This window comes from Amorphoplanes digitatis (assembly GCF_014205335.1).
GTDB classification, from domain to species: domain Bacteria; phylum Actinomycetota; class Actinomycetes; order Mycobacteriales; family Micromonosporaceae; genus Actinoplanes; species Actinoplanes digitatus.
Window position 1 is genome coordinate 5,757,801 of the sequence record NZ_JACHNH010000001.1, and the last position, 26,856, is coordinate 5,784,656.

General features: G+C 69.1%; 24 protein-coding genes and 1 pseudogene. 12 read left to right on the forward strand and 13 right to left on the reverse strand.

From position 1 onward, the window contains the following. Window positions 1-7: 7 nt before the first annotated feature. Window positions 8-1,789 (reverse strand): beta-glucuronidase, encoded by a 1,782-nt coding sequence (uidA, locus tag BJ971_RS25365; RefSeq protein WP_184995713.1) that lies wholly within the window; start codon window positions 1,787-1,789, stop codon window positions 8-10. Window positions 1,790-1,997: 208 nt separating this feature from the next. Here uidA and BJ971_RS25370 point away from each other — a divergent pair. Beyond that, a pseudogene (locus BJ971_RS25370) lies at window positions 1,998-2,732 on the forward strand (GH12 family glycosyl hydrolase domain-containing protein); the annotation flags it as partial. 51 nt (window positions 2,733-2,783) lie between these two features. On the opposite strand, the gene BJ971_RS25375 reads toward BJ971_RS25370, so the two are convergent. From BJ971_RS25375 to BJ971_RS25385, 3 genes are read right to left on the reverse strand one after another with little or no spacing between them, the layout of a single operon-like run. Then, complete coding sequence (locus BJ971_RS25375; RefSeq protein ID WP_239087175.1) at window positions 2,784-3,605, reverse strand: carbohydrate ABC transporter permease; 822 nt, start codon at window positions 3,603-3,605, stop codon at window positions 2,784-2,786. Further along, window positions 3,598-4,500 carry a carbohydrate ABC transporter permease gene (locus BJ971_RS25380; protein ID WP_239087174.1) on the reverse strand — a complete coding sequence of 301 codons (903 nt, stop codon included), beginning with the start codon at window positions 4,498-4,500 and terminating at the stop codon, window positions 3,598-3,600. The genes BJ971_RS25375 and BJ971_RS25380 overlap by 8 nt, the downstream gene beginning before the upstream one ends. A 3-nt stretch (window positions 4,501-4,503) precedes the next feature. Continuing rightward, complete coding sequence (locus tag BJ971_RS25385; protein ID WP_184995715.1) at window positions 4,504-5,787, reverse strand: ABC transporter substrate-binding protein; 1,284 nt, start codon at window positions 5,785-5,787, stop codon at window positions 4,504-4,506. A 194-nt stretch (window positions 5,788-5,981) separates the two neighbouring features. Between BJ971_RS25385 and BJ971_RS25390 the strand changes: the two genes are divergently transcribed. After that, on the forward strand, window positions 5,982-7,100 hold the full coding sequence (locus BJ971_RS25390; protein WP_239087173.1) for a substrate-binding domain-containing protein: 1,119 nt from the start codon (window positions 5,982-5,984) through the stop codon (window positions 7,098-7,100). A gap of 57 nt (window positions 7,101-7,157) precedes the next feature. Continuing rightward, window positions 7,158-7,769, forward strand: a complete 612-nt coding sequence (locus BJ971_RS25395) for a TMEM175 family protein (RefSeq protein ID WP_184995717.1) — start codon at window positions 7,158-7,160, stop codon at window positions 7,767-7,769. A gap of 13 nt (window positions 7,770-7,782) precedes the next feature. Here BJ971_RS25395 and BJ971_RS25400 read toward each other — a convergent pair whose 3' ends face one another. The 4 genes from BJ971_RS25400 to BJ971_RS25415 are packed head-to-tail and all read right to left on the reverse strand — an operon-like array spanning window position 7,783 to window position 11,928. Further along, a complete protein-coding gene (locus BJ971_RS25400) occupies window positions 7,783-8,544 on the reverse strand; it encodes an ATP-binding cassette domain-containing protein (protein ID WP_184995718.1) in 762 nt (253 codons plus the stop codon). Further along, window positions 8,544-9,587 carry an ABC transporter permease gene (locus BJ971_RS25405; RefSeq protein ID WP_239087172.1) on the reverse strand — a complete coding sequence of 348 codons (1,044 nt, stop codon included), beginning with the start codon at window positions 9,585-9,587 and terminating at the stop codon, window positions 8,544-8,546. The genes BJ971_RS25400 and BJ971_RS25405 overlap by 1 nt, the downstream gene beginning before the upstream one ends. 38 nt (window positions 9,588-9,625) lie before the next feature. Next, on the reverse strand, window positions 9,626-10,750 hold the full coding sequence (locus BJ971_RS25410; RefSeq protein ID WP_184995720.1) for a sugar ABC transporter substrate-binding protein: 1,125 nt from the start codon (window positions 10,748-10,750) through the stop codon (window positions 9,626-9,628). Between the two features lie 59 nt (window positions 10,751-10,809). Next, window positions 10,810-11,928 (reverse strand): aldose epimerase family protein, encoded by a 1,119-nt coding sequence (locus BJ971_RS25415; protein WP_239087171.1) that lies wholly within the window; start codon window positions 11,926-11,928, stop codon window positions 10,810-10,812. Window positions 11,929-12,852: 924 nt separating this feature from the next. Here BJ971_RS25415 and BJ971_RS25420 point away from each other — a divergent pair. Both BJ971_RS25420 and BJ971_RS25425 read left to right on the forward strand, forming a co-directional pair. After that, window positions 12,853-14,130 (forward strand): methyl-accepting chemotaxis protein, encoded by a 1,278-nt coding sequence (locus BJ971_RS25420; RefSeq protein WP_184995722.1) that lies wholly within the window; start codon window positions 12,853-12,855, stop codon window positions 14,128-14,130. Window positions 14,131-14,251: 121 nt separating this feature from the next. Continuing rightward, window positions 14,252-17,650, forward strand: coding sequence for a 3-keto-alpha-glucoside-1,2-lyase-like domain-containing protein (locus tag BJ971_RS25425; RefSeq protein ID WP_260415168.1), 3,399 nt, complete (start codon window positions 14,252-14,254; stop codon window positions 17,648-17,650). 70 nt (window positions 17,651-17,720) lie between these two features. Here the strand turns inward: BJ971_RS25425 and BJ971_RS25430 are convergent, their stop codons facing one another. Further along, window positions 17,721-18,464: a S1 family peptidase gene (locus BJ971_RS25430; RefSeq protein ID WP_184995723.1), complete on the reverse strand. Its 744-nt coding sequence runs from the start codon at window positions 18,462-18,464 to the stop codon at window positions 17,721-17,723. Between the two features lie 182 nt (window positions 18,465-18,646). Between BJ971_RS25430 and BJ971_RS25435 the strand changes: the two genes are divergently transcribed. The 4 genes from BJ971_RS25435 to BJ971_RS25450 all read left to right on the forward strand — a co-directional run bounded on the left by BJ971_RS25435 (window position 18,647) and on the right by BJ971_RS25450 (window position 22,483). Further along, window positions 18,647-20,014 (forward strand): pyridoxal phosphate-dependent decarboxylase family protein, encoded by a 1,368-nt coding sequence (locus tag BJ971_RS25435; RefSeq protein ID WP_184995724.1) that lies wholly within the window; start codon window positions 18,647-18,649, stop codon window positions 20,012-20,014. Between the two features lie 48 nt (window positions 20,015-20,062). After that, window positions 20,063-20,524, forward strand: a complete 462-nt coding sequence (locus tag BJ971_RS25440) for a hypothetical protein (protein ID WP_184995725.1) — start codon at window positions 20,063-20,065, stop codon at window positions 20,522-20,524. 71 nt (window positions 20,525-20,595) lie between these two features. Then, a complete protein-coding gene (locus tag BJ971_RS25445; RefSeq protein WP_184995726.1) occupies window positions 20,596-20,913 on the forward strand; it encodes a hypothetical protein in 318 nt (105 codons plus the stop codon). 151 nt (window positions 20,914-21,064) lie between these two features. Then, window positions 21,065-22,483, forward strand: coding sequence for a PepSY-associated TM helix domain-containing protein (locus BJ971_RS25450; RefSeq protein WP_184995727.1), 1,419 nt, complete (start codon window positions 21,065-21,067; stop codon window positions 22,481-22,483). Here BJ971_RS25450 and BJ971_RS25455 read toward each other — a convergent pair. Continuing rightward, window positions 22,480-23,187, reverse strand: a complete 708-nt coding sequence (locus BJ971_RS25455; RefSeq protein WP_203709107.1) for an ATP-grasp domain-containing protein — start codon at window positions 23,185-23,187, stop codon at window positions 22,480-22,482. The genes BJ971_RS25450 and BJ971_RS25455 overlap by 4 nt on opposite strands. Here BJ971_RS25455 and BJ971_RS25460 point away from each other — a divergent pair. Beyond that, a complete protein-coding gene (locus BJ971_RS25460; protein WP_184995728.1) occupies window positions 23,179-23,370 on the forward strand; it encodes a hypothetical protein in 192 nt (63 codons plus the stop codon). The genes BJ971_RS25455 and BJ971_RS25460 overlap by 9 nt on opposite strands. Here the strand turns inward: BJ971_RS25460 and BJ971_RS25465 are convergent, their stop codons facing one another. Further along, the gene (locus BJ971_RS25465) at window positions 23,371-23,571 is read right to left on the reverse strand and encodes a hypothetical protein (RefSeq protein WP_184995729.1); all 201 of its coding nucleotides are present in this window, start codon (window positions 23,569-23,571) and stop codon (window positions 23,371-23,373) included. 36 nt (window positions 23,572-23,607) lie between these two features. Further along, window positions 23,608-24,258, reverse strand: coding sequence for an O-methyltransferase (locus BJ971_RS25470; protein WP_184995730.1), 651 nt, complete (start codon window positions 24,256-24,258; stop codon window positions 23,608-23,610). 80 nt (window positions 24,259-24,338) lie between these two features. On the opposite strand from BJ971_RS25470, the gene BJ971_RS25475 reads away from it, so the two are divergent. Both BJ971_RS25475 and BJ971_RS25480 read left to right on the forward strand, forming a co-directional pair. Continuing rightward, entirely contained in the window at window positions 24,339-24,902 is a 564-nt protein-coding gene (locus tag BJ971_RS25475) for a helix-turn-helix domain-containing protein (RefSeq protein ID WP_239087169.1), read from the forward strand. A 48-nt stretch (window positions 24,903-24,950) separates the two neighbouring features. After that, window positions 24,951-26,267 carry a jacalin-like lectin gene (locus tag BJ971_RS25480; RefSeq protein WP_184995731.1) on the forward strand — a complete coding sequence of 439 codons (1,317 nt, stop codon included), beginning with the start codon at window positions 24,951-24,953 and terminating at the stop codon, window positions 26,265-26,267. Window positions 26,268-26,295: 28 nt separating this feature from the next. Here BJ971_RS25480 and BJ971_RS25485 read toward each other — a convergent pair whose 3' ends face one another. Beyond that, a complete protein-coding gene (locus BJ971_RS25485) occupies window positions 26,296-26,790 on the reverse strand; it encodes a hypothetical protein (protein WP_184995732.1) in 495 nt (164 codons plus the stop codon). Window positions 26,791-26,856 lie beyond the last annotated feature (66 nt).

The window sequence follows — 26,856 nt, forward strand, 5'->3', positions numbered from 1 at the left end:
GTTCCCTTCAGCTTTCCTTGAGCCAGCGCTGCCGCAGGACATGCGCGGCCGCCTTCGGCCGGCGGTCCCGGGTGAAGACGCCCTTCCGGTTTCCGCCGACCCGCTGGATGCCGGGCATGGTGGCGAAATCGGCGAAGTTCCATACGTGCTCGCCGACCACGGCATCGATGCGGTCGAATACCCGGTGATTCATGTCGAGGTACGCGACCTGGTACTCCTCGGTCCACGGTTGTGGCGCGACCGAGTGCAGCCCGGGATAGGTGTCCGCGCCGTACTCGGCGATGAGGATCGGCTTGTTCTCTCCGTCCCAGGCCCGGAGTTCCTCCTCCCAGGCGATCTCGGCCGCGGCCAGGTCACCGGGCAGGACGTACCAGCCGTAGTAGCGGTTGAGCATCAGCACGTCGGCGAACTGCGCGACCCGGCACCTGCCGTGCGGTGCCGACGCGTCGTTGGCGAAGCTGACCGGCCGGCTGGCATCGAGCTCACGGGTCAGCTCGAACAACGGCCGGAAATAGGCCTCGGCCGCTTCGGTGCCGGACTCGGGTTCGTTCGCGATCGACCAGATGACCACGCTCGGATGGTTCTTGTCGCGCGCCACCAGCTCGCGGATGGCCTGGGCGTGAACCTCGCGGGTCCGCTCGTTGATCGTGTCGTCGCTGAACGTCGGGTAGTCGGCCGCGCCGAAGACTCCCTCGCCGGTCCGGACGTTGAGCCCGACCGCGGCGACCTCGTCGATGACGACGATGCCGCGCCGGTCCGCGTAGTCCAGCACGTCCTCGGAGTACGGGTAGTGCGACGTCCGGAATGAGTTGGCGCCGATCCATTCGAGCAACGCGAAGTCGTGCACCAGGAACGCGTCGTTGTGACCCTTGCCGGTGACGGCGAGATCCTCGTGCTTGCCGAACCCGGTGAAGTAGAACGGCTCGCCGTTGATGAGAAACCGGTTACCCGCCACGGAGACGGTCCGGACACCGACGCTCTGGTGGTAGCTGTCGGCGACGTCGCCGGTCGCGGTGACCAGCTGGACCTCGAGGTCGTACAGGTAGCCGTCGCCGGGCGCCCACGGATGCACGTCGGCGACGGTCAGGACGCCCCGCGCCCCGTGCCGCCGTCCGACCACGGTGCCGTCCGCGTCGCGCAGCACGACCTGCGCTGCGGCCGACCCGGCCCCGGCCGCCTCGATCACGTAGTGCAGCACGCCGGTGGATTCGTCGAGGTCGGTCACCACGGCGATGTCGGTGATGTGCGCGGCCGGCGTGGCGTACAGCCAGACGTTGCGGTGCAGGCCGGCGTAGTTGAAGAAGTCGTGCCAGTAGCGCTGGCGGGGGCCGGCGGCGGTGTCCTCGACGACGCCCGGCGGCACGCTCTCGAAGGTCAGCGTGTTGTCGACCGCGACCGTGATCCGAGCGGTCCCACCGGCCGCGACGAGGTTCGTGACGTCCGCCTCGAACGGCGTGTATCCGCCCTCGTGCGACACCACCTCGGTGTCGTCGACCCAGACCGTGGCGCGGTGCGTCGCGGACTCGAAGTGCAGGACGATGCGATCCCCCGCCCAGCCACGGGGCACCCGGACCTCGGTCTGGTACCAGACCTCACCGATGTGGTCCCGGACGCGTGCGTCGGCGGCCACGTCGTTGTAGCTGGCCGGCACGGCCATCTCCCGCGCCCGCGGCAATGCGGCCGTGAACCATCGGCCGGCACGGCCGGCGCCGCCCGGATCCAGCGCGAACCGCCAGAGTCCGTTGAGCAGCTTACGTTCCCGCGTCGCGGTGTCTTGAGGTCGAAGCACGCACGTATTGAAAGCTCCCGACCACCACCGCACAACGCATTGCTCCCGATCAATCCGAATCGAGCAGATTCGATCATCCGCTCAGAACCCTGACCTGGTCGATCGCGATCGAAAAGGATCGATTGTAACCGGTCTGTAGCAGGACCGTAAAACCACGTCTACTCATTGATGTCGATGTCCCCTTCCTCCGTCCGGAAAGGACCCATCGATGAGAAGGCAACGAATTCGGCTGCTGACGCTGGCCCTGGCCGCCGGCACCGCGGTCGCGGTTCCGACCACAGCCGACGCCGCGCCCGGCCCGATCTGCGCCCGGTTCGGCTCGACCGTGCAGGGCAACTACTACGTACAGAACAATGTCTGGGGCAGTACCGCGACCCAGTGCATCAACGTGACAAGCAGCGGCTTCCAGATCACCCGTCAGGACGGCGTCAACGCGTCCGGGCCGGTGTCCTACCCCTCGATCTTCCTCGGCTGCCACTACACGCTGTGCAGCCCGGGCATGCGTACGCCGCGGCAGATCAGCGGCATCAGCAGTGCCCGGAGCAGCATCAGCTACACGTTCACCAACGCCAAGTACGTCGCGGCCTACGACATCTGGCTGGATCCCACGCCGAAGACCAACGGCGTCAACCAGCAGGAGATCATGATCTGGTTCAACAAGTCGACGACCCCACAACCCATCGGCTCGGTCACCGGCACGGCGTCCGTCGGCGGTCGCAGCTGGCAGGTCTGGACCGGGAACAACGGCAAGAACAACGTCATCTCGTACGTCTCGACGTCGGCGATCTCGAGCTGGAGCTTCGACGTCAAGGCATTCCTGAACGACTCGATCGCCCGCGGACACGGCTCCAGCAGCTGGTACCTCACCAGTATCCAGGCGGGATTCGAACCGTGGGCCGGCGGCATCGGCCTGACCGTCAACTCGTTCTCCGCGTCGGTGAGCTGACCGGCGCGGCGGCGTGACGGCATGTCCCGGACCACCGAGGTCATGCCGTCACGCCTTGACCGCCCCGTCCATGATCCCGCCGATGATCTGCCGGCCGAACAGGATGAAGACGAACAGCAGCGGCAGCGTGGCGACCAGGACCCCGGCGAACATCAGCGTGTAGTCGGTGTAATACGTGGTGGAGAGCTGATTGAGGGAGAACTGCACGGTCGGGTTGTCGGCCTCGAGCACGGCCAGCGGCCACAGGAACTCGTTCCAGGTGGCCATGAAGGTGAACAGCCCGAGCACGGCGGCGCCCGGCCGCAACGCGGGCAACACGACGCTCCAGAAGATCCGGAAGGTGGTGCCGCCGTCGACCCGGGCCGACTCGATGAGTTCGTCGGGCACTGCCCGCTCGGCGTACTGGCGCATGAGGAACACCCCGAACGCCGAGACCAGGAACGGCACGATGACCGCCTGCAGCCTGTTCTGCCAACCCAGCCGCACCATGATCATGTAGAGCGGGATGATGCCCATCTGTACCGGAATCATCATCGTCGCCAGGAGTACCACAAGCAGTCCGTCGCGCCCGCGGAACCGCAGCTTGCTGAACGCGAACCCGGCCATCGAGCTGAAGAACACCACCGCGACCGTCACCGCGAACGAGGCGATCGCCGAGTTGGCCATGCCGAGCATGAAATGGGCGTCCTCCGCGCCGAACAGCCGCCGGAGATTGTCGGTGAGATTTCCGCCCGGCAGCAACGGCGGCGGCCAGTCGCCGATCACGTCGTTGGTCCGGGTGGCCACCACGAACAGCCAGTACAGCGGGAACGCCGACAGGGCGACCGCGATCAGCAGGACGGCGTGCAGCAGAGGATGTGATTTACGCACGACCGCCCCAATGTCGAGTGAGTAGAAAGTTGATCAAGGTCAGGAGCATGATGAGCACGAAGATCATCCAGGCGACCGCCGAGCCGTAGCCGTAGTCGAAGTCCCGGAATGCCTTCTCGAACATGTACATGGAGACCGTCTGGAACTGCCGCAGACTGCCGCCCGAGATGGCGAAACCACCCTGGCCGAAGATCAGCGGCTCGGTGAACAACTGCGTGCCACCGATCGTCGAAACGATCACCGTGAAGAGCACCGCGGGCCGGATCATCGGCACGGTGATGGCCCAGAACTGCCGGGCCTTGGTGGCACCGTCGATCTCGGCCGCCTCGTAGAGATCGCGCGGCACCGCCTGCATGGCGGCCAGATAGATCAGCGCGTTGTAGCCGATCCATCGCCAGCTGACCATCGTGGAGATCGCGATCCAGGAGGACCACTTGTCCGCGTGCCAGTCGATCGGCGGCACGCCGACCAGGTGCAGCATCCCGTTCACCAGGCCGGCGTCGCGATCGAAGATCTGGCTGAAGACGATGCCCACCGCGGCCACCGACGTGACGATCGGCGCGAGGACGCCAAGCCGGTAGAACACCAGCCCCCTCATGCGCTGGTTCAGCGCGTTCGCGAGGATCAGGGCGATGACCAGCTGCGGCACGGTGCTGAGAATCAGCATCCCGAGGGTGTTGACGATCGCATTCCAGAAATTCGGGTCACCGAACAGGGTCACGAAGTTGTCGAGACCCACGAATCCCTGAGCGCCGGAGATGTCCCAGGCGTGCAGGGAGACCCACGCGGTGTACCCCACCGGGAACAGCCCGAAGATCCCGAAAATCACGAAGAACGGAGCGATGAAGAGGTACGGGGAGGCCACCTTGTCCAGCCGGTCCAGCAATCGAGTCACCAACTAGCCGGCCACCCGTTTCGCTTCGGCGACGGCGTTGGCCCAGGCCGCCTCCGGGCTGAGCTTGCCCTGTTCAATGGCGGTCAGCGCGTTTGTCACCCGATCGTTCACCGGGTTGTTGTCCGGGCCGAGATAGACCGGCTTCAGCGCCTTCACGCTGTCACCGAAGATCTTCCCGACCGGCGCGTCGTTGAAGTACGCGTTCGTGAAGTTCCGCACCGCCGGTTCGTCGATCGCCTTGGGCGACGACGGGAAGTTGTTCACCGCCTTGAACGCCGCCATCTGCCCCAAGGGACTGGTCAGGAACTTCACCAGCTCCGCCGCTTCCCGCTGGTGCTTGCTCTGTGTCGGTACGGCCAGGAACGAGCCACCGCGCACGGCGCCGTTGCCGGGCACCTTCGCCACGTCCCACCTACCGGCGTTCTCCGGGCCGGACTGCTTCTCGATGGTGCCGAGCATCCAGGAGGGGCAGGGGATGGTGGCGAACCTGCCGTTCTTGAAGCCGGCGTTCCACTGCGGGCTGTAGGCCGCGATGTTCCCGGACAGCCCCGCCTGGATCATCTGGACGGTCTTGTCCCACGCCGCCTTCACCGCCGGGTTGGTGTCGATGACCAGGTTGTTCGCGGTGTCGTAGTAGGTGTGGTCGCTGAGCTGCATCAGCATGTTCAGGTACACGCTGCCCGACGAGTCGAAGAAGCTCGCCCCGGTCCTGGCCGTCATGAACCTCTGCCCGGTGGCCAGATACGCGTCCCAGGTCGGCCACAGCGCGCCCACCTGGTCGCGGTCGGTGGGCAGGCCGGCCTTGGCGAACAGGTCCGTGCGGTAGCACATGCCCTGCGCACCGACGTCGGTGCCGAGACCGACCAGCTTCGCACCGTCCGACGTGAGCCCCTGCTTCCACTTCCATTCGAGGAAGTCGCCCTGCAGCGAGCTCGCACCGTGGTCCAGCAGGTTGACGAACTTGTCGGGTCTGGCCATGAACTGGATGAGGATGCCCTCCTCCAGCGCCACCACGTCACCCGCACCGCTGCCGGAGGCCATCCACTGCTGCAGCTTGGGCGTGTAGTCGCCGAGCTTCCCGATGTTCTCTTCCTTGATCTTGATACCGGGATGGCTGGACTCGTACTGCTTGTAGAGGTCCTGGTAACCGAACTGGCTGAAGGTCTTGACCACCAGCGTGGTCCGGCCCGGCTCCTCCGAGCCGTCCGCGCCACCGCACGCGGTCGCCGCCACCAGCAGCGCACACACTCCGATGGCGAGCGGCGCCCGCCGTCCTCGTAATCTCATATCTGCCTCAAATCCGTAAGCGCTGACAGTCATCACGACGGCCTTGAGTAGGCGCGTTTTCCCGCCGTGCGGGCTACAGTCCAGCCATGCTCGGTCCCGATCGATCACAATCGATCACTCGACGGGCAAGCCTCAGAACAGACACGACGGGACAGCCGGGGCGGTGCCACATGCCGACACAACGAGCGTTCAACATGCAACGCCGAGAGCGCCTGATGATCGAGCTCCGGCAGCACGGTGCGGTCCGGGTCGTCGAGCTCGCCGAGCTTCTGCAGGTCAGTCAGATCACCGTGCGGCGGGACATCGCCGCGCTGGCGCAGGCGCGGCTGCTCACGAAGGTGCACGGCGGGGCCGTGCTGCCGACGGAGCTCGCGCCGGCGCCCCGGCGAGCCCGAAAGCCGGCCACCCGGTTCACCCTCGGCATGGTCGTACCGACACTGGACTTCTTCTGGCCACCGGTCATCGCGGGTGCGCGCACCGCATCGGCCGTGCTGGGTGTCGACATCCGGTTGCGCGGTTCGAGCTACGACGTCGGCGAGGACCGCCGCCAGATCACCCGGCTGCTCGATTCCGAGCAGATCTCAGGCCTGCTCCTCGCGCCGGACCTGGACTCCGAGCACGGCGAGGAGATGCTCGCCTGGATCGCGGGGCTGCCGGTGCCGTGCGTCATGATGGAACGGCAGACGCCGTCGGCGCGGCTCGACTCCGTCAAGGAAGCGGAACGGACTCCGCCGGCGAAGCGGAGCTCCGCCTCCCCGCTGGAATGGGTGCGCAGCGATCACGATGCCGGGGTCGAGACCGCCCTGCGCCACCTAGTACGCCAGGGCAACCGCCGGATCGGCCTCGTGCTGACTCCGATCAGCCCCAACGCCGACCACATCGCCCAGGGCTTCGCGCGGGCCTGTTCTCGCCTGAACCTCGCCGGCGACCTGGTGTTCCGTGCGTCGGTTAGGCCGGGCACACCCGACCACCGCAGTCACCTGGCCGCCATCCTGCGCCGTTGTCAGCAGGCCGGAGCGACGGCGTTGGTGGTGCACAGCGACCCGGACGCCATCTCGCTCGTTCAGTTCTGCGCCGAACAGGGCATCGCGATCCCTCAGGACCTTGCCATCGTCTCGTACGACGACGAGATCGCGCAGCTGGGCGAACCGCCACTGACCGCGATCCGCCCGGCGAAGGGCCACCTCGGCCGGATGGCGGTCGAGCTGCTCGTCTCCCGGCTGATCGAGGGCTCCCGTCGGCCGGCCCACCGCCTGCTTGTCGTTCCCGAACTCGTCGTCCGGAGCTCATCGGTGCGGCCCACCCGGCACTGACCGGCTGGCATGATCGCTGACGGCAGTGTTGTCACAGGGCAGAGGGGTGTGGCGCGGGTGAAGACGAGCCGGCTTGAGGCGTTCAGTGATGGGGTGCTCGCCATCATCATCACGATCATGGTGCTGGAGCTGAAGATTCCGGAGGGCCACGAGCTTGCCGACCTCGTGCACGCGACCGGCGTCGGACTGCTGACATATCTGCTCAGCTTCGTCTACATCGGCATCTACTGGAACAACCACCACCACATGTTCCACCTGGTACGGCAGGTCAACGGCGCGGTCCTGTGGGCGAACCTGGCGCTGCTGTTCTGCCTGTCGCTGCTCCCGTTCACGACGGCCTGGATGGACGAGTCGAAGTTCGCGGTGACCCCGGTCGTCGTGTACGGCCTGAACCTGCTCTGCGCGGCCGTCGCGTACTTCGTGTTGCAGACGGTGATCATCCGGCAGCAGGGCGCGGAGTCACCGCTGCGGGAGGCCCTCGGCGCCGACCTCAAGGGCAAGCTCTCCCCCGTGTTCTACCTCGCCGGGATCCTCAGCGCCCTGACGATCGACCGGGAGGGACACGTCGGTGTCGGCATCGCCGTGGCGTGCTACGTCGGCGCGGCGATCATGTGGGTCGTCCCCGACCGCCGCATCGACCGGGCCGTCCGCCGGCACGCGACCGACTGAGTGCCGCGCCCGGTCAGGATCCGGATCCGGTACGGCGGCGCCGGTACTCGGCCACCACCAGCTCGGTCAGCTCGTCCACCGTCACCTCGGAGGTGCGGCGGTCGAAGGTGATCGTGCCGTGCTGGAGCAGGTTGACCCGGTCGCAGACGTCGAGCACCTGTGCGTAGTTGTGGGCGATGATGATGACCGAGACGTCGCCCCGGGCCTTGAGGTCGCGGATCAGGTCGAGGATCAGGACGCCCTCCTTGGCGCCCATGGCGGCGAGCGGCTCGTCCAGCAGCAGGATCCGGGCGTCGGAGTAGACGGCCCGGGCGACCGCGACCGCCTGCCGCTGGCCGCCGGACAGCTTGGCCACCTCGGCGGAGACGTCCGGGATGTTCACCCCCATGTCCGTCAGGTGCTCGCGGGCCAGCCGGCGCATGGCCCGGTTGTTGAGCAGCGGCCCGACCCGCAGCTCCCGGTTGAGGAACATGTTGTGGTAGACGGAGAGTTCGTTGATCAGGGCGAGCCCCTGGTAGACGGTGTCGATGCCGAGCGAACGGGCGTGGTCCACGCTGCGGAGGACGACCTCCTGGCCGGCGACGAACATGCGGCCGGCGTCCGGCTGGTGGTACCCACATATGATCTTGATGAGGGTGGACTTCCCGGCGCCGTTGTCCCCGATCAGGCCGAGCACCTCGCCCTTCTCCAGCCGCAGGCTGACGTCGCTGAGCGCGGTCAGCGCGCCGAACTGCTTCCGGACATGTTCCACCCGCAGCGCGGTCTCCTCCGCCATCAGGCGCCTCCCGTCCGCCGCAACCGCGACAGGTACTGGTTCGCGATCATCGAGATCAGGATCGCGCTGCCGAGGATCAGGTTGAACGGATTGGCGCTGATGCCGATGAGGTTGAACCCGTTCTGTAGCTCGGCGAGGATCAGGGCGCCGAGCAGGGCGCCGATGACCGTGCCGGAACCGCCGGCCAGGGCGGTGCCGCCGATGACCGCGGCGGAGATGGCGGTGAAGACCAGCGCGGTACCGCCGCCGATGTTGGGGTCGATGCTGTTGATCCGGAACGCCTCCAGGATCCCGGCGAGGGCGCCGAGCACGCTCGCGATCATGAAGTTGCCGATCTTTATCCGGTTGGCCCGGATGCCCGCCTCGGTGGCGCCGATCAGGTTGCCGCCGACCGAGATCGTGTGCAGCCCCCACCGGGTGCGGGTGAGCACGATGTGGAAGAACAGGACGATCGCGAGGCACCAGGTCAGCGAGGCCCAGTCGGCCGCGCCGAAGATCTGCTGAATTCGGCCCTGGGCCTCCTCCGGGATCTGCGCCGGGTACGCGTGCGAGGTGGTGAGCAGCACGCCGAGCAGGAAGTAGTACATGCCGAGGGTGGCCACCAGCGACGGCACCCTCAGCTTGGTGACGATGAAGCCGTTGCAGAATCCGATCGCCGCCGAGATCACGAAGGCCAGCAGGAACGCCGGCACCACGGGCACGCCGTAGAGGTCCACCGCGTAGTGGACCAGGAACGGCGCCAGCGCGGCGACCACGCCGACCGACAGGTCGATCTCTCCGCTGACCAGCAGCAGCACGATGCCCACCGCGACGATCGCGGCCGGCGCGGTCGCCTGCGCGATGTTGCGCAGGTTGTCGTGGGTGAGGAAGACGTCTTTGGACGCCTGGAAGTAGACGGCCATGGCGATTGCGACGATCAGGACGCTCGCCTCACGCCAGCGCACCAGCACCGTGCCGAACCGCCGCAGCACGGGCAGGAGGCGCCGGCCGCGATCGGCGGTCGGCGCCTCGTTCTGTCCCGATGAGGACTCGGTGGCCTGCACTGCGTCCCCTTCCCGGACCGTCTCGTGCATCGATCCACTCACTCGTGGGCAATCGGTCCGGACCGTTCGACGAGTTTGACGTCGGTGGACGAGCCCTCGTACCGGGTCTGGGTGTTCTGGTACTGGGCGACGTTGTCCTTTGTCACGAACAGCAGCCCGGTGTTCGTCTGCGGCGGCGAGATCAGCCCGCCGGAGATCTTGTAGAGGTACAGGTAGAGCACGGGCAGGAAGCCCTGGAGGTAGGGCTGCTGGTCGATGGTGTAGTCGAGGTCGCCGTCCTTGATCGAGGCGAGCGTCTCCGGGATCAGGTCGAAGCCACCGGCCACCTTCAGGCCCTTGCTGCGCATGTCGTACTTCTTCACGGTCTGGCCGATCGACTGGGTCGACCCCGCGTCCACCGCCAGCATCCCGGCGAGGTTGGGGTGGCCCTGCGCGTACGCGTCGATGATGGACAGACCCTTGGTGATGTCGGCGTTCGTCGCGACGGAGGTGAACGTGATCGCTCCGCCGGCGTCCTTGAACGCCTGCTGAGCGCCGTCGATCCGGGGCTGGATGTTGAGCTGGCCCGGCGTGGCGATGAAGCCGACCACCTCGCCGGACTGCACCTGGGTCAGCGCACGCTGGCCGAGTGCGTACCCGGACTCGTAGAGGCCCTGTCCGACGTAGGTCAGCCGGTTGGTGCCGGGGTCCTCGCGGGCGCCGTCCGCGTTGTAGGACACGACCGGGATGCCGGCGTCGAGCGCCTGGTCGACCGGCGCCTTGAAGGCGGTCTTGTCCACCACCGCGATGGCGATCCCGTCGGCCTTGCCGCTGATCGCGGTGTTCGTGGCGTTGACCATCTCGGCCACCACGGAGTTGGCCGAGCCCGTCCACTGGTACGAGCAGCCGAGCAGCTTGCACGCGTCCTCCGCGCCGTACTGGGTCGGCGTGAAGAACGGGTTGGTGGTGACGTGGTTGATGAAGACGAACTTCCAGTTCGGCGTCTTCGGGAAGTTGCCGACCGCGTCGGTGGCGGTCTCGTTGTCGCCGCAGGCGCTGAGCAGCCCCGTCGCCGCGAGCGAGGCACTCACCAGGCCGGTGCCGGCGAGCAGCCGCCGGCGGGTGACCCTACTGAGCTCGAGTTTGTCGGCCGCCTCCGCGACGGCAGGATGTACAGCAGGCATCTTGCACACCTCCTAGCCGCCGCTGCCGGTGACGGCAGCGGCGGGCTATCCGGACAGCGTCAGCGCGCTACGCCGAGCTGGTAGATGGTGGTTGTTCGGTATGTCTGCCCGGGTCGCAGGACGGTCGACGGGAAGCCGGCCTGGTTCGGCGAGTCGGGATAGTGCTGCGTCTCCAGGGCGAAGCCGTCACCCTGCCGGTACATCCGCCCGCCGGTGCCGACGAGCGTGCCGTCGAGGAAGTTGCCGCCGTAGAACTGGATGCCCGGTTCGGTGGTGAGGATGGTGAGCTGCCGGCCGCTCGCCGGATCGGTCGCCCGCGCGGCGAGCTCCAGGCGGGTGAACGTGTTGTCCCGCCGGTCGAGCACCCAGTTGTGGTCGTAGCCGCGGCCGATCACCAGCTGGGCGAAGCCGTCACGGTTGCGCGCGCCGATGGCGGTGGCCCGGCGGAAGTCCATCGGGGTTCCGGCAACCGGGTCGATCGCGCCGGTCGGTATCAGCGTGGGATCCACCGGCGTGTATTTACTCGCGTTCAGGTAGAGCTTGTGATCGTCGATCGTTCCGGTGCCCTCGCCGCCCAGGTTCCAGTACGCGTGGTTGGTGAGGTTCACGACCGTCGGCTTGGAGGTCGTGGCCACGTAGTCCATCTTGATGGCGTGGTCGGTGGTGAGCGTGTAGGTCACCGTGGCGCGCATTTCGCCCGGGTAGCCCTGGTCGCCGTCGGGGCTGGTGAACTGGAGCCGCAGTCCGACGCTGTCCCGGTTCTTCAGCGGCGTGGCCGCCCACACGTGCTTGTCGAACCCGACCGTGCCGCCGTGCAGGCTGTTCGGATCGTTGTTGATCGGCAACTGGTATGTCGTGCCGTCCAGGGTGAACCGTCCCTTTGCGATCCGGTTGGCGTATCGGCCGGTGATGCAGCCGAAGTACGGGCTCTTCGCCTCGTAGTCGGCGAGGTTGTCGAAGCCGAGCGCCACGTTGGCCAGGCGCCCGTGCCGGTCCGGCGTCTCGATGGTCTGGAGGATGCCGCCGTACGTGAGAATCCGTACCCGCATCCCGTTGGCGGTGAGGGTGTAGCGGTCGACGGCCGCGCCGCCGGCCGTCGTGCCCCACGCTTCCTTGGTGATCGTCGTGCGGTCACCGGCGTACGAGGTCGATCCGACCACGCCGACAGCGCCGACCATGAGTGCCACCGCCCCGAGCCGGGCGGCAGTCCGGCCTGTTGAGAACTTATGCATGGTGCCTCGCCTCTCGCGGCAATGCCACGTCCTCGCGTGGCAGGCTGAGCGACATGAGGGCAACCCGGGGAGGGAGTCAACATCCTCGGGCGACAAAAAGAACGTCTCGTCATGCGACCGACGGCATCGAAGCCAACAGGCGACATGTGCGAGGCCAAGAGCGCGGAATCGACGCTATATTTCGATCACAAACGGTGTCAACACCCGTAGATTCTTCGATCTTCGACCTGCCGGTCGGCACAATTCGATCTTTTGAAATCTGTTATGCCGGCGGAGGGCAACTCGTCCGATGGGCCGGCCGAAGAATATCGGTCCGAAGTAGACCGCCTGGGGCAAATCCGCGCCCGCATCTCAGCGCATGGGTAGAGTTTCATCCGCCTTTGTCATGGATGGCCCTGCTTCCAAAGTTATAGAGAGATTTCTCCGAGATTTCGGCTATGTGACGACTCTCACCACGACGCAATGCTGCATACGAATGTATGCAATCGTATGCAGCCTCGATACGGTCCAATTCACCGACGCACAGGAAGGGGTGCGATCCCGTTTCCGGCCGCCCGCACCGGCGGCCGCGATCATAGAATTTTGTCGGCGACGACCCGGTGGCCGGCAACAGGCGCGCCCAACGCATTGCCGGAGGGCTCGGCCTTTATTCGCCGGGAGGCGTCTTTTTGCGCATTATCGGCCTCGCCCGCATCGAAGAACAGTTGTTTCGAAACTGAAAACCGGACTTCCTGTTTCCCTGGGCGAGCCCAATCAAGCGCATTCCGGCATCATCGCGGTGTCGTAGATCACGCGGATACCCGAGCGTGCGAGACGGAGCACACCCCGCCAGGAACTCAAGGACGATCGCGGGCCGTCGACGGAATAGGCATGACGCAGGTCCAGGCACCGGCCGCGAGGCGGCGCAGCCCGCTGGAGGATCGCTCGATCTCCGGCAAGCTGCTGCCGAGGCTGTTCGCGCCGACGGGTGTCGCCGGGGTGATCATCGGGCTGTCCAATGTCGACGGCTATCGCGCCTCGCTGGTGATCCGCGGGGTGATGGCCTGCGCGATCGCGGCGGCGCTCTGGCGAGTGAACTGGGATCGGGTGCATCCGCAGGCGCTGCGCGCCATGGCCTACGTCGGAGTCATCATGATCGGGTTCGGGGCGGTCACCGCTCCGGAGACGTACTACCTCGTCCTGCTCGACTCGGCCGTCGGCCTGGTCTGGGCCGGGTTCACCCTGGAACGGCGCGACGTGGTGGCGCTGTCGATCATCATGGGCGGCCAGACCATGGTGACGGAGTGGTTGCTGGCGCCGCCGTGGACGGCCGTGTGGCACTCGGTGGCGATCTGGCTGCTGCTGACCACGCTCTGCGTCGCCATGCACTGGCTGCGCCGGCTGCTCGACGACGGCGCCGAGCGGACCGCCCAGGCACAGGCCGAGGTGATCCGGCTACAGGAGCAGGCACACGCGACCGCGCAGCGGGCCGAGACGGACCGCGCCGAGGCCGCGGCCGCACAGCTCGCCGAGCAGGTTCAGCGGCAGGAGGAGGTCCAGCGACAGACCGCCGCGCTCGCCCGTTCCGCCGCCGGCGTCGGCGAGAACACCGCCACCGCCGCCACCGCGACCGAGCAGATGACCGCGGCCCTGCGCGACCTCTCCCAGACCGCACAGTCCACCGACGAGATCACCGCGACCGTCGTGCGGCAGGCCGACAGCGCCGCCGCCGTCATCAGAGCCCTCGCCGCCTCCAGCGAACAGATCATGGCCGCCAGCGACATCATCCAGACCATCGCCGCACAGACCAACCTGCTCGCCCTCAACGCCACCATCGAATCGGCCCGCGCGGGCGACGCCGGCAAGGGCTTCGCCGTCGTCGCCGGCGAGGTCAAGGAACTCGCCCGCCAATCCGGCGAGAACGCCGACTCCATCAACCGCACCCTCGCCGACGTCCGCGCACACGTCGCCGCCGCCGTCACCGAGGTCACCCAGATCGCCGACGGCATGAACGCACTCTCCGCACACCAGAGCACCGTCGCCGCCGCCATCGCACAACAGTCCGCCGCCGTCGCCGAGGTGACCCGCACGGTCACCCGGACCGCCGACGAGACCCGGACGATGACGAGCGGTATCCTGGCGCTGGAGCAGATCTCGGCGGGCCGCTGACCCATCGGCTTTCGTTGTTTCAGGCAAAAGTTCAACTTGGTTTCAACAAAGTTATGGACTTCTGAACAGAACCTGCCTAGCGTCACCAGGCATCGATGAATGTCGACCTTGAGTCGACGTCATGCTGCTGCCCCTGGAGCGCTCGATGAGAAGACCGACCCGTCCCCCGAAGTCCTCCTCCCTCGTGCTGGGCACCGCCATCCTGCTCATGGGCCTGGTGCCGGCCCTCCCCGCGTACGCCGCCGTCCCGCCTCAGGAGCCCGGCGTCACCCTGCGGACCTACGACCTGCAGACCGCCCAGGACAAGATCTGCGCGCTGAAGCCCGGCCAGACGCCCAACGTCGACAAGCTCATGCCCATGGTCAACTGGACCACCACGGCCGACTTCGGCTTCGCCGACCGCTTCCAGAGCGAGGTGACCGGCAACGTCAACATCGCCGCCGCCGGCGCGTACACGTTCCGGCTCACCAGCGACGACGGGTCACGGCTGCTGATCGACGGCGCCACCGTCATCAACCACGACGGGCTGCATGGGGTGACCTCGAAGGAGGGCGCCGTCACCCTCACGACCGGCTACCACGCCCTGAGCGTCGACTACTTCGAGCGCGACGGCGGCCAGCAACTCACCCTGGAATGGCGGCCGCCGGGCGCGAGCGCGTTCGTCGTCGTACCCAACAGCGTGCTGAGCACGGACTCCGGCGTGGTGCGGGTGACGGCGCCGGGCCGCAAGGAGTGCGAGGCCTCCGGAGACAGCCCGGGCGACGGCCTGCCGCTGACCGCCGTGCACCCCGGCTACACGCTCACCAACCTGCGGCCGTCCGGCTTCCAGCCACAGGTGAGCGCCATGGACTTCTTCCCCGACGGGCGCCTGGCGATCGCCACCTGGGGCGGCAGCGACACCGTGGCCGGCGAGGTCTACATCCTCAGCGGCGTCACCGGCGCCACCTCGCCGAGCCAGGTCACGTACACGAAGATCGCCACCGGGCTGCGCGAGCCGATGGGCCTGAAGATCGTCGACGGCAAGATCTACGTGGCGCAGAAGCACGAGCTGACCGAGCTCAACGACACCAACGGCGACGGCACCATCGACCAGTACCGCCGGGTGGCCACCTGGCCGTTCGACGGCAACTTCCACGAGTTCGCGTTCGGCCTGCTGTACAAGGACGGCTTCTTCTACCTGAACCTGTCCGTCTCGATCAACCTCGGCGGCGCCACCACCGAGCCGCAGGGCTCGCCCAACCGCGGCACCAGCCTGAAGATCAACCGCACGACCGGCGCGGTGGAGTACGTCGCCGGCGGATTGCGCACCCCGGACGGGCTCGGCTGGGGGCCGGAGGGCGACATCTTCGTCACCGACAACCAGGGCGGCTGGCTGCCCGCCTCGAAGCTCGTGCAGATCAAGCCGGGCCGCTTCTTCAACCACTACACCAACCCGGACGGCCCGTACGACGGCCAGCCGGTCACCCAGCCCGTGCTGTGGCTGCCGCAGAACGAGATCGCCAACTCGCCGAGCACCCCGCTGCTGCTCGACTCCGGGCCGTACGCGGGTCAGATGCTCTTCGGCGACGTCACGTACGGCGGCATACAGCGCGCCTTCCTCGAGAAGATCAACGGGCAGTACCAGGGCGCGGTCTTCCGCCTGACCCAGGGCCTCGAGGCGGGCGTGCTGCGCCTGAGCCAGGGGCCGGACGGCGCGCTCTACGCCGGCGGGCTCGGCGCGGGCGGCAACTGGGGCCAGGAGGGCAAGCTGACGTACGGGCTCCAGAAGCTCACGCCCAACGGCAACAGCGTCTTCGACATCAAGGCGATGCGCGCGGTCGCCGACGGCTTCGAGTTCGAGTACACCCAGCCCGTGTCGACCGGCACCGCCGACCAACTCGCCGCGCGGTACCGCGCCGAGCAGTGGCGCTACGTGCCGACCCCGGCGTACGGGGGTCCGAAGGTCGACGAGGAGACGCTGCCGGTGGCATCGGCGGTCCTGTCCGCCGACCGCCTCAAGGTGACGCTCAAGCTGACCGGGCTCAAGCCGGGCCGGGTCGTGCACGTGCGCTCGCCGCGGCCCTTCACCTCCACGTCGGGCGCGTCGCTGTGGAGCACCGAGGCCTGGTACTCGCTGAACAGCCTCGTCGACGGCACCACGTACCGGACCGGCCGGGTCGAGGCGGAGAACGCCGGGCTGAGCGGGACCGCGGGCGTGGCGTCCGACCACAGCGGCTACACCGGGTCCGGCTTCGTCGCCGGCTACGGCGCCGCCGGCGCCGCGACCACCTTCACCGTCGACGTGCCGTCGGCCGGGTCCTACCCGGTCTCGCTGCGCTACAGCAACGGCCCGAACCCGTCGGCCGGCACCAAGACCGTCAGCCTGTACGTCAACGGCACCAAGGTGCGGCAGGTGAGCCTGGCCGACACCGGCAACTGGGACACCTGGGCGATCAAGACCGACGCCGTGACGCTGCGGGCCGGCGGCAACACCGTCGCGTACCGGGTCGACACCGGCGACGTCGGGCACGTGAACCTGGACAGCCTGACCGTCGACAACGGCACGTCCGCCGCGCCGCGGACCGGCACCATCACCGGCATCGGCGCCAAGTGCATCGACGTCGACAACGCCGGCACGGCCGACGGGACCAAGATTCAGCTCTACACCTGCAACAACTCGTCCGCGCAGAGCTGGACCCGCAGCGGTGACACGCTGCGGGCGCTCGGCAAATGCCTGGACGTCGCCGGTGGCGGCACCGCCAACGGCACCAAGGTCCAGCTCTACACCTGCAACAACGGCGCCGCGCAGGTGTGGCAGACCCAGCCCAACGGCTCGCTGCTCAACCCGCAGTCCGGCAAGGTGCTCGACGCCGCGGGCGGCGCGAGCGCGGACGGCACCCAGCTACAGATCTGGCAGTGGGCCGACGTGACCCAGCAGCGGTGGGCGCACAACGGCACCAGCCGGGTCACCCTGTTCAACGGCGGCAACCTGCAAGCCTTCGCGAACGCCGACGGCACCGCGCCGACCTGGCCGGTCTCCGGCGGCTCGGCCGAGGTGCTCGGCGGCGACCTGCGCACCAAGCAGACCTACGGCGACTTCCGGCTGCACGCGGAGTTCTGGCTACCGAACCTGCCGGCCGACGTGACCGGCCAGGCCCGGGCCAACAGCGGCATCTACCTTCAGGACCGCTACGAGATCCAGGTCCTCGACACGTACGGAAAGCCGGCGCTGGCCGACAACGAATGCGCCGCGATCTACCTGAAACGGGCGCCCTCCGCCAACCCCGGCACCGCACCGGAGACCTGGCAGACCTACGACATCACGTTCCGGGCGGCCCGCTACGACGGCGCGACTAAGACCGAGAACGCCCGCGTCACCGTGGTCTGGAACGGCACCACCGTCCACGACGACGTCGCCATCGACGGCCCGACGGGCAACGGCGCACCGGAGGGCCCGGACTTCCGGCCGATCCGCCTCCAGGACCACGGCGACCCGGGCGCGAACGTCCGCTACCGCAACATCTGGATCGAACCCGCCTGAGCGGGTGGAGCTCCCGGTGTGAACGGAGGTGGGCCGGCGCGACTCCGCGCCGGCCCACGTCGTCCCGGTGTCAGGCCGGGAGCCCACCGACCTGCTGGTCGACCCAGGCACGGATCGACGGCAGGTCTCCGTAGATGGACGGCGCCGTCGCGCAGGTCGAGCTGTTGTTGCCGGCGCGGCTGGTCACGCCGATCAGCGCCCAGCGGCCGCTGATCTGCCGCACCTGCGGCCCACCGGAGTCGCCGTAGCAGGCGCCGGCGTTGCCGTTTGTGTTGTTGGTGCAGATCTCGTACGCCGCGTCGATGCCGGAGCAGCGGCTGTCGGCCACGATCGAGGTGTCGAGCTCGTTGGCCACCTGGGGCGTCGAGCCGCAGCCCCGGGTGGGGCAGGTCTGTCCCCAGCCGATGATCCGCGTGGCGGTGCCGACGGCGCCGGAGGCCGTGGGGATCGGCGCGGGTGCGTGCGACACCGACGTGGTCAGCTCGAGCAGCTTGATGTCGCTCCGCGAGTGGCTCACCGCGCGCCGGACGGAGACGACGGTGCCACCGCTGCTGCGGTTGATGCTACCGACCCGCACGGAGCTGGGGGTGGGACAGTGCTTGGCCGTGACGGCCCAGTTGGCCTTGATGAGCGAGCCGGTGCAGCCGGAGACGTACACCATGAACGAGTAGTTCGTGGTGGCCGGCCGGCCGCCGACGACCTGGTTGACGGGCGGCGGCTCGGGCGAGGGGGCCGCGACCGCGGCGGCCGGCGTGAGCAGGCCGGCGGCGGCAGCGGTGACGGCGGCGGTGAGCAGTGTACGGATGGGACGCATACCGTTGTCCTGTCTGTGCCGTGGGAGGTGACGGCGGGCGGTTGCCCGGGCAAACGGTATCGACATACTGATGAACATCGATACATATCGAACGGGGCCTACCGCCGGGTGATGACGGGGCAGGGCCAGGACATGCGGATTGGACCCCGGCCCGCACGGCCGCGATGCCTAGCGTGTGGCTCATGGATCCTCGACTCGCCGCCGACCTCGCGGCCCTGCCGGAGCTGCTCGAGTCCACCCGCGGGTACGCCACCGGCGTCCTCGGCGGCCTGGACGAGCGCCCGGCGGCCCACCCGCCCGTGCCGCACGCCGCGGAGCCGCTGCCCGCGGAGGGCACCGGCCTTGCCGCGGCGCTCGCCACGTTCGCCGAACGCTGGGCGCCCGGATTCTCCGGCAGCGCCGGCCCCCGCTACCTGGGCTTCGTCACCGGCGGCGCCACACCGGCCGCGCTCGCCGGCGACTGGCTGACCGGCGTCTTCGACCAGAACGGCAGCTCGGAGGTCGGCTCCGCGGGCGGCGAGCTGGAGCGGGAGACGCTCGGCTGGCTGCGGGAGCTGTTCGGCCTGGGCGCCGGCCAGTCCGGTGCGTTCGTCAGCGGCGCGACCATGTCCAACTTCGTGGGCCTGGCGATCGGCCGCGAATGGCTCGGCGAACGGCTCGGGGTCGACGTGGCGCGGCAGGGTGCGCACGCGCTGGGGCCGGTCGAGGTGCTGTCCGGCGCGCCGCACTCCAGCATCTACAAGGCACTGTCCATGGTGGGCCTCGGGCGCGACGCGGTGCGGCAGGTGCCGGTCCGGCCCGGCCGGGAGGCGGTCGACGTGGCGGCGCTGCGCGACGCGCTCGCCGCCCGCCGGGGCCGGCCGGCGATCGTGGTCGCCAACGCGGGCACCGTCAACACCGTCGACTTCGACGACCTGCGGGCGATCGCCGCGCTACGGGAGGAGTTCCCGTTCTGGCTGCACGTTGACGCCGCGTTCGGCGCGTTCGCCGCGCTCAGCCCGGAGCACGCGCCGCTGCTCGACGGGCTGGCCGAGGCCGACTCCGTCTGCGTCGACCTGCACAAGTGGCTCAACGTGCCGTACGACTCGGCGGTGCAGTACACCCGCCGGCCGGACCTGCAAGCCCGGGTGTTCGGCAACTCGGCCGCGTACCTCGGCCCGCTCACCGAGCGGCCGGACTTCCTGCACCTGACGCCGGAGAACTCCCGGCGGCTGCGGGCGCTGGCCACCTGGTTCTCGCTCGCCGCGTACGGCAGGGCGGGGCACCGCGACATCGTGGAGCGCAACGTCGCCTCGGCGCGGCGGGTCGGCGCGCGCCTGGCGGAGCTGCCCGGGGTGCGGCTGCTCGCCCCGGTCCGGCTCAACGTCGTCTGCCTGGCGGTGCCGGGCGACCCGGCCGAGGTGGCCCGGGCGCTCGCCGACACCGGCGAGGCGTTCGTGACCCCGACCGTGTACGCCGGCACGCCCGCGCTGCGGCTGGCGTTCAGCAACTGGCGTACCGCCGAGGCCGACGAGGAGCGGATCGTCGCCGCCTTCCGGAAGGTGCTGTAGGCCCGGGAACTGGTACGGCGCCGCACCCGTCCGAGCAGAATGACTTTCATGCCGTCCTCGCGTCGCGTCCGGCTCCTCGTGGCGGCCGCCGCGGGCGTAGCCCTCGTCGCCGGCGTTCTCATCTGGTTACAGACCACCACCGGCGATGAGCGTCCGGCGGTGGCCCCCGTATCGCCCCCGAGCTCTTCCGCACCCGTACGGGATGATTGGCAGACCATCGAGTATCGCGGCGTCAAGGTCGACATCCCGGCCGACTGGAAGCGGCTGAAGAAGGACGACTGCGAGTTCCAGTTCGAGCAGTGGGCACCACCGGGCTCGCACCCGTGCGATTTCAAGGGTGGTGTCCGTTTCTACGGCTCCGCCACCTTCGACCCGGCACACGGCCCGGGCGTCCGGCGAACCACCGGGACCTGGAGCGGCTACGTTTACGCCGGGGACTACGCCGTGTACGTCTCCGGAGCCGACCGGGACCTGGTGCAGAGGGTGCTGGACTCGGCACGGGCCGCGTGATTTCCTCAACCGCGGCCGGCGCCCGCCGATATCTGAACCATGAGGCAGCGTCGACACCGTGGAGGCCGGCCATGTGGGGCATCCGAACCGGCCTGAGCGAAGAGAGCTCGGCGACGTGGGTCGCCCGCCTTCCCCGCGTCGGCCTCGGCTCGGTCCTCGGCCGCGAGAGCATCCTGCAATCCCCCTCGCACGTGCGCCCCGGCGACCTGATCATCTCCGGCGCGGAGCGCTACCGGGTCGCCAGCGTCGACCCGCCCATGCACGACGTCATCCAGGTGCACCTCGCGTACAGCGAGCGACGCAGCAGCCTCTACCTGCAAGCCGCCACCCCGGTCCGGGTCGTGCGCACCAGGCGGCGCAAGCCGAAGGCACCGAGCCCCTCGCGCTGACCGGTCCCCGGGAACTTTCAGGTTCCCGCCGACGACTACTGCGATGACCTCCGCACCCCCGCGGAGGCCACGCGACGCCTTGGCGCGTCGACTGTGACCCCGTAACGACGGCGCGCTCCCGCACGCGCCGCCCACCCCCCGAGGACAGCCGATGGCCATTGCCCCCGATGTCACCGAGCCCGTCGCGGCGGTCGAATCCGCGCCGCGGCGCGCACCGAGCGGCCGGAGCTTCGGCCCGTTGCTGCTGCGCCTGCACTTCTACGCCGGCATCCTGGTCGCCCCGTTCATCCTGGTGGCGGCCATGACCGGCCTGCTGTACACCCTCACACCGACGCTGGACAAGATCGTCTACAGCGACGAGCTCGTCGTCGCCGACCCGGGCGACGCGGCCCTGCCGGTGGCCCAGCAGATCACCGCGGCGCGCGCCGCGCACCCCGAGGGCACGCTGACCGCCGTACGGGTGGGCGAGAGCGACGCCACCACCCAGGTCGACTTCACCTCGCCGGAGCTGAGCGCGGAGTCGGAGCTCGTCCACACCGTGTACGTCGACCCGTACACGGCGAAGGTGACCGGCCGGCTGACCACCTGGTGGACGTCCACGCCGTTGACCACCTGGCTGGACAGATTCCACCGCGACCTGCACCTCGGCAAGACGGGCGAGCTCTACTCCGAGTTCGCCGCCAGCTGGCTGTGGGTCATCGCCCTCGGCGGCGTGTTCCTGTGGTGGCGCCGCCTGCGCGGCAACCGCACCGCCCGCCGCCTGCTCGCCCCCGACCTGGCCGCCAGGAAGGGCGTGCGGCGCACCCGTAGCTGGCACGCCGCCACCGGTATCTGGCTCACACTGGGCCTGCTGATCCTGTCGGCGACCGGCCTGACCTGGTCCGGCTACGCCGGCGCCAACTTCAGCGCCGCCCTCGACGCCCTGCAGGGCAACCGGCCCTCCGTCGCCACCGAACTGGCCGCCGGCGGCGGACACCACGGCGGAGCCTCTTCCGGTACGGGCGAAGGCGCCGACCCGGCCGCCGTCGACGCCGTCCTGACGGGCGCCCGCGGCGCCGGCCTCGACGGCCCGCTACAGGTCAGCGTGCCGGCGGACGGCGCCAGCGCCTGGACCGTCAGCCAGAACGACAACCTGTGGCCGGTACGCCTGGACAGCGTCGCGGTCGACTCCACCGGGACGGTCACCGACCGGGTGGACTTCGCCGACTGGCCGCTGCTGGCCAAGCTCACCTCCTGGGGCGTGCAGGCCCACATGGGCATCCTGTTCGGCCTGGTCAACCAGCTCCTGCTCGCGGCGCTGGCGATCGGCCTGATCTGCGTGATCATCTGGGGCTACCGCATGTGGTGGCAGCGCCGCCCCACCCGCGCCGACCGGCGCGCGCTCGTGGGCACCGCGCCCGCGCGCGGCGCCTGGCAGCAGCTGCCGGCGTGGGGCATCGCGGTCGGCGTACCCCTCGTCTTCGGGCTGGCCTGGGCGCTGCCGCTGTTCGGCGTACCGTTGCTGGCTTTCCTGCTGATCGACGTGGCGATCGGCGCCGTACGCAAGGCACCGGTCTCGCCCGCTCCCTAAGGCTCGGCGGTGAGCCGGAGGAGCGCGTTCGTCAGGGCTTCGACGAACCGGTCCCTGGACCCGGGTCTGACCCGGTCCAGGGACAGGTAGGGATTGAGGTCCTCCAGCTCCACGAGCAGTAGGGCGCCGTCGCTGGTCCGGCAGGCGTCCACGCGCTGGATGCCGTGGTCGATGTCGTTCCAGTCGATGAAGCGCCGGGCGAAGGCGAGATCGGCCGCGCCGGGCTCGTAGGGCTCGAGTTCCCACCGCCGGTCCGGCCGGGGCGCGTACAGGGCGTACTGGAAGTCGTGGTCGACGAAGTAAAAGGACACCTCGTAGGTGAAGTCGATGTGCGGCTGCACCAGCAGGTCCGTGTAGTCGAGCCGGGGCAGGTCCGCCCGTTCGACGACGGTCATGCCGACCGAGTCCGCGCCGAACTTCGGCTTCGCCACGTACCTGCCGGTCTCCGGCAGGCGGCCGATCTCCTCGAGCCGGTCGACGGTCGGAATCACCGGGTACCCCGCAAGGAACAGGTCGATCAGGTACTGCTTGCCGGCCATGTCACCCTTGCCGGTCAACTCGGTGTAGACCCGCGCACCCGTCTCGGCGGCGGCCGCGCGGAACGCGTCGTACTCGGCCTGGTAGTTCAGCACCGGGCCGCTGTTGCGGACGACCACCAGGTCGAAGCCGTTCATCAGCGCGCGGGCGTCCAGCGGGTGACACACCGCGGCCCTGCCGCAGATCGCCGCCCGGCCGCTGCGGGAGGAACGCCTCCAACGCGCACGATCTTCACCGCGACCCGCGCCGCGGCCGCCGAGGCACCGGCCGTCATCGCGGTGCAGAGCGCGCTACGGGAGGCCGCCGCGATCGCGCACGACCGCACGGACATCGAGGCCGTCGCGTCCTGATCAGCTGCGCGGAGGGTGCTCGGAGGCTTGTGCCGCCACCCAGTAGAGCTGCTTGTGCCCGCGTGTCTCCATCGTCGCGGCCAGGTCCTCGGCCTCGGCGCGCGACTCTCGCCGGGCGACCTCGAACCGGTTGCCGTTGTCGTCCTGGCGCCAGACGATCCAGCGCACCGGTCGCCCGTCGGCAGAGGATGTGGTCGGCATTCGGACATGATCCCAGATCGCGGGGATCAATGATGATCATCGTTTCCGGATCAGGGTGACGCCGTCGCGGACCGGGAGCATCACCGAGTCGACGCGGTCGTCGCGCAGCACGGTCTCGTTGAGGCGCTGGACCGCCAGGTGGGCCGGCCGGCCGGGTGTCGGGTCGAGGACCCGGCCGCCGAGCAGGACGTTGTCGATGACCAGCAGGCCGCCGGGGCGCAGGCGCGGCACGAGGGCTTCGTAGTACGCCGGATAGCCGGTCTTGTCGGCGTCGAGGAACGCGAAGTCGATGACGGGATCGGCGGCCAGCGCCCGCAGCGTCTGTTCGGCCGGGGCGATCCGCAGGTCGATGCGGTCCTCGACCCCGCCCCGGCGCCAGTACTTGCGGGCGAGCGTCGTCCACTCCTCGGACACGTCGCAGGCGAGCAGCCGGCCGTCGGCGGGCAGGCCCCGGGCGATGCACAGGGCCGAGTAGCCGGTGAAGACGCCGACCTCGACCGCGTACGCGGCGCCGGTGAGCTGCACCAGCATCGTCAGCAGCCGGCCCTCGTCGTGGGAGACCTGCATCTCCGCGGCGTCGGGGAACAGGTCGGTCGTCTCGGCGGCGAGGTCGCGCAGGACGTCGTCGGCGGGGGTGCAGTTCGCCTGGACGTACGCGGCGACGGCGGGATCGATCATCTGAGTCATGGGCGTAAGCGTCGACCATTCTCGACGCTTGAGCAACCCCTCCGCTTGAAAAAGTGGCGAGAAACCTAGACAGTTGATCGGTGCGAGACGAAGAACGCGGCGACCTGGTGCTGAGCGAGCCCGACCAGTTCAGGGCGCTCGGCCATCCGTTGCGGCACCGGCTCGTGCTGGCGCTGCGGCAGCGCCCGGCGACGCTCGCGCAGCTCGCGGCGGCGCTCGGGGCGACGAAGGGCACCGTCGGCTACCACGTCAAGATCCTCGAGCAGGCCGAGCTGGTGCGGGTGGCGTACGTCCGGCGGGTGCGCGGCGGCACGGAGCAGTACTACGAGCCGACCAGCGAGCGGCTACGGATCGCCGCCGACGCCCCGGTCGGGGGCGACTTCCTGGTCAGGGCCGCGCTGAGCGAGATGCTCCCGCCCGACGAGGCGGCGCCCGACGTCACCATCCTGCGGCACCTCCGGCTCACCACCGCGCAGGCGCGCACGCTGGCGGCGAGCCTCGAGCGGTTCGCCGACGGCGACGACCTCCCCGAACGGCAGACCGGCGAGCCGTACGGCGTGCTGCTCAGCCTGTACCGGGCGAACGTTCCCACCCTGCCCGAGGACCCGGAAACCGCTGATGCGAAAACAATTCACATCGGCTAGTGTCGATGCGTTGGGTGCCAGTGTCGTCTCCCAGGCAGGAGCAACGCCATGAACGTGCCGCTCAGCCTCGCCGCAATACTCGTCGCGGGCGCCGCCCAGGTGCCGGCCACGCCGGCACTCGCCGCTCCCCCGCCGACCGGCTCCTTCTCGATCCTCAGCTACAACATCGCCGGGCTGCCCGAGCCGCTGTCCGGCAGCGAGCCCGCCGTCAACACGCCGATCATCGGGCAGCGCCTCGGGCCGTACGAGATCGTGCATGTTCAAGAGGACTTCAACTATCACGCGGCGCTGTACGCCAACGACACCCATCCACAGAGGACGCCCACCAGCGGGCCGGCCGCGTTCGGCGACGGGCTCAACACGCTGTCGGATTACCCGTACTCGGACCTGTTCCGCGACGACTGGGACGCGTGCAACGGCACCGACTGCCTGACACCGAAGGGCTTCACCTGGTCGCGGACGCGGCTCGCCGAGGGCGTCCTGATCGACTTCTACAACGTGCACGCCAACGCCGGCAGCGCCGACGGCGACCTGTCGGCGCGCCGCGCCAACATCAGCGAGCTGTCCGCCTTCATCGCCGCGAACTCGGCCGGCAACGCCGTCGTGGTCGCCGGCGACACGAACACCCGCTACACCCGGGCCGGTGACAACATCCGGGACCTGCTCACGGCAAACGGCCTCACCGACGCCTGGGTCGAGGAGGAGCGGGGCGGCGTACCGCCGGCGATCGGAAGCCCGTCGATCGGCTGCGACGACGCCGCGGTGACCGACGCGTGCGAGGTCGTCGACAAGATCCTCTACCGCGGCAACCGTTACATCACCCTCGACCTGGAGCGGTACGGCAACGAGAACGCCGGCTTCCGGCGCGCCGACGGGGCGATGCTCTCCGACCACTATCCGATCGCCGCCGAGTTCGGGTGGACGCTGAACCCGGACCTGTCGCTCAGCGACGCCACCGGCGGGCCGCACGGCACGCCGTTCACCGACGTCGCGGCCGTGCCGCTCGGCCGGCGGGTCGCCCAGGTGGGCATCCGCGCCGGCTCCCGGGTCGACCAGGTGTCGCTCACCCCGGACGGCGCGATGCCCTTCGTGCACGGCGGCGGCGGTGGCACCGCGCAGAGCCTGACGCTGGCCGCCGGCGAGTACCTGACCTCGGCCACCGTGCATACCGGGGTCCGGAGCGGGCAGACCCGGGTCTTCGGCATCCGCTTCGGCACCAGCGCCGGGCGGGTGCTGTCGGGCGGGACGCTCACCTCGCCCGGCGTCACCTACCAGGCGCCGGCGGGATGGCAGATCAGCGGCTTCCACGGCCGCTCCGGCGCGGAACTCGACAAGATCGGCTTCGTGTACACCCGGGCGGGGTGACCGCGGGGCCACCCCGCCCGCCGCGGCGTCAGCCGAGCAGCGACCACCACTGGCTGCTGCCGGTGAAGCGCTTGACCGGGTTCCCGTTGGCGGAGATCGAGTAGGCGGGTGCGCCCCCGTCGGCGTACCCGTTCAGGGTGATCGACTCCATGTTCCAGTTGTCGTCGGTCTGGAACGTGCCGTTGTGGGAGATCATGCGCACCTTGATGCCGGTGACGTTGCAGCTGTTCACGTGCCAGTTGGCGTTCTGGTAGGTCAGCGAGGAGCTGCGGTTGCTCCAGTTGCCGATCCCGCCCGGCACGTGCTGGAGCTCCGCGTCCCCGCCGGAGCGCTGGGTCAGCCACACGATGACCTCCGAGTTGTCCCGCAGGTCGTCGCCGCCGGTACCGAGGTTCAGGTGGAACGCGCGCAGCTCGGCGCAGGCGCCGATCGGGCCGGCCTGTGCGGGCGCGGCGGTGGCGGCGAGTCCCGCGGTGACGACCAGGGCGGCGGTGACGGCGCGCTTCACGGACTTGATGAGCATTGTGGAGTTCCCTTCGTTGCCGGCGTTCGGTGCCGGACGTCTGCCGAAGACGATCCGGCCGCCCGG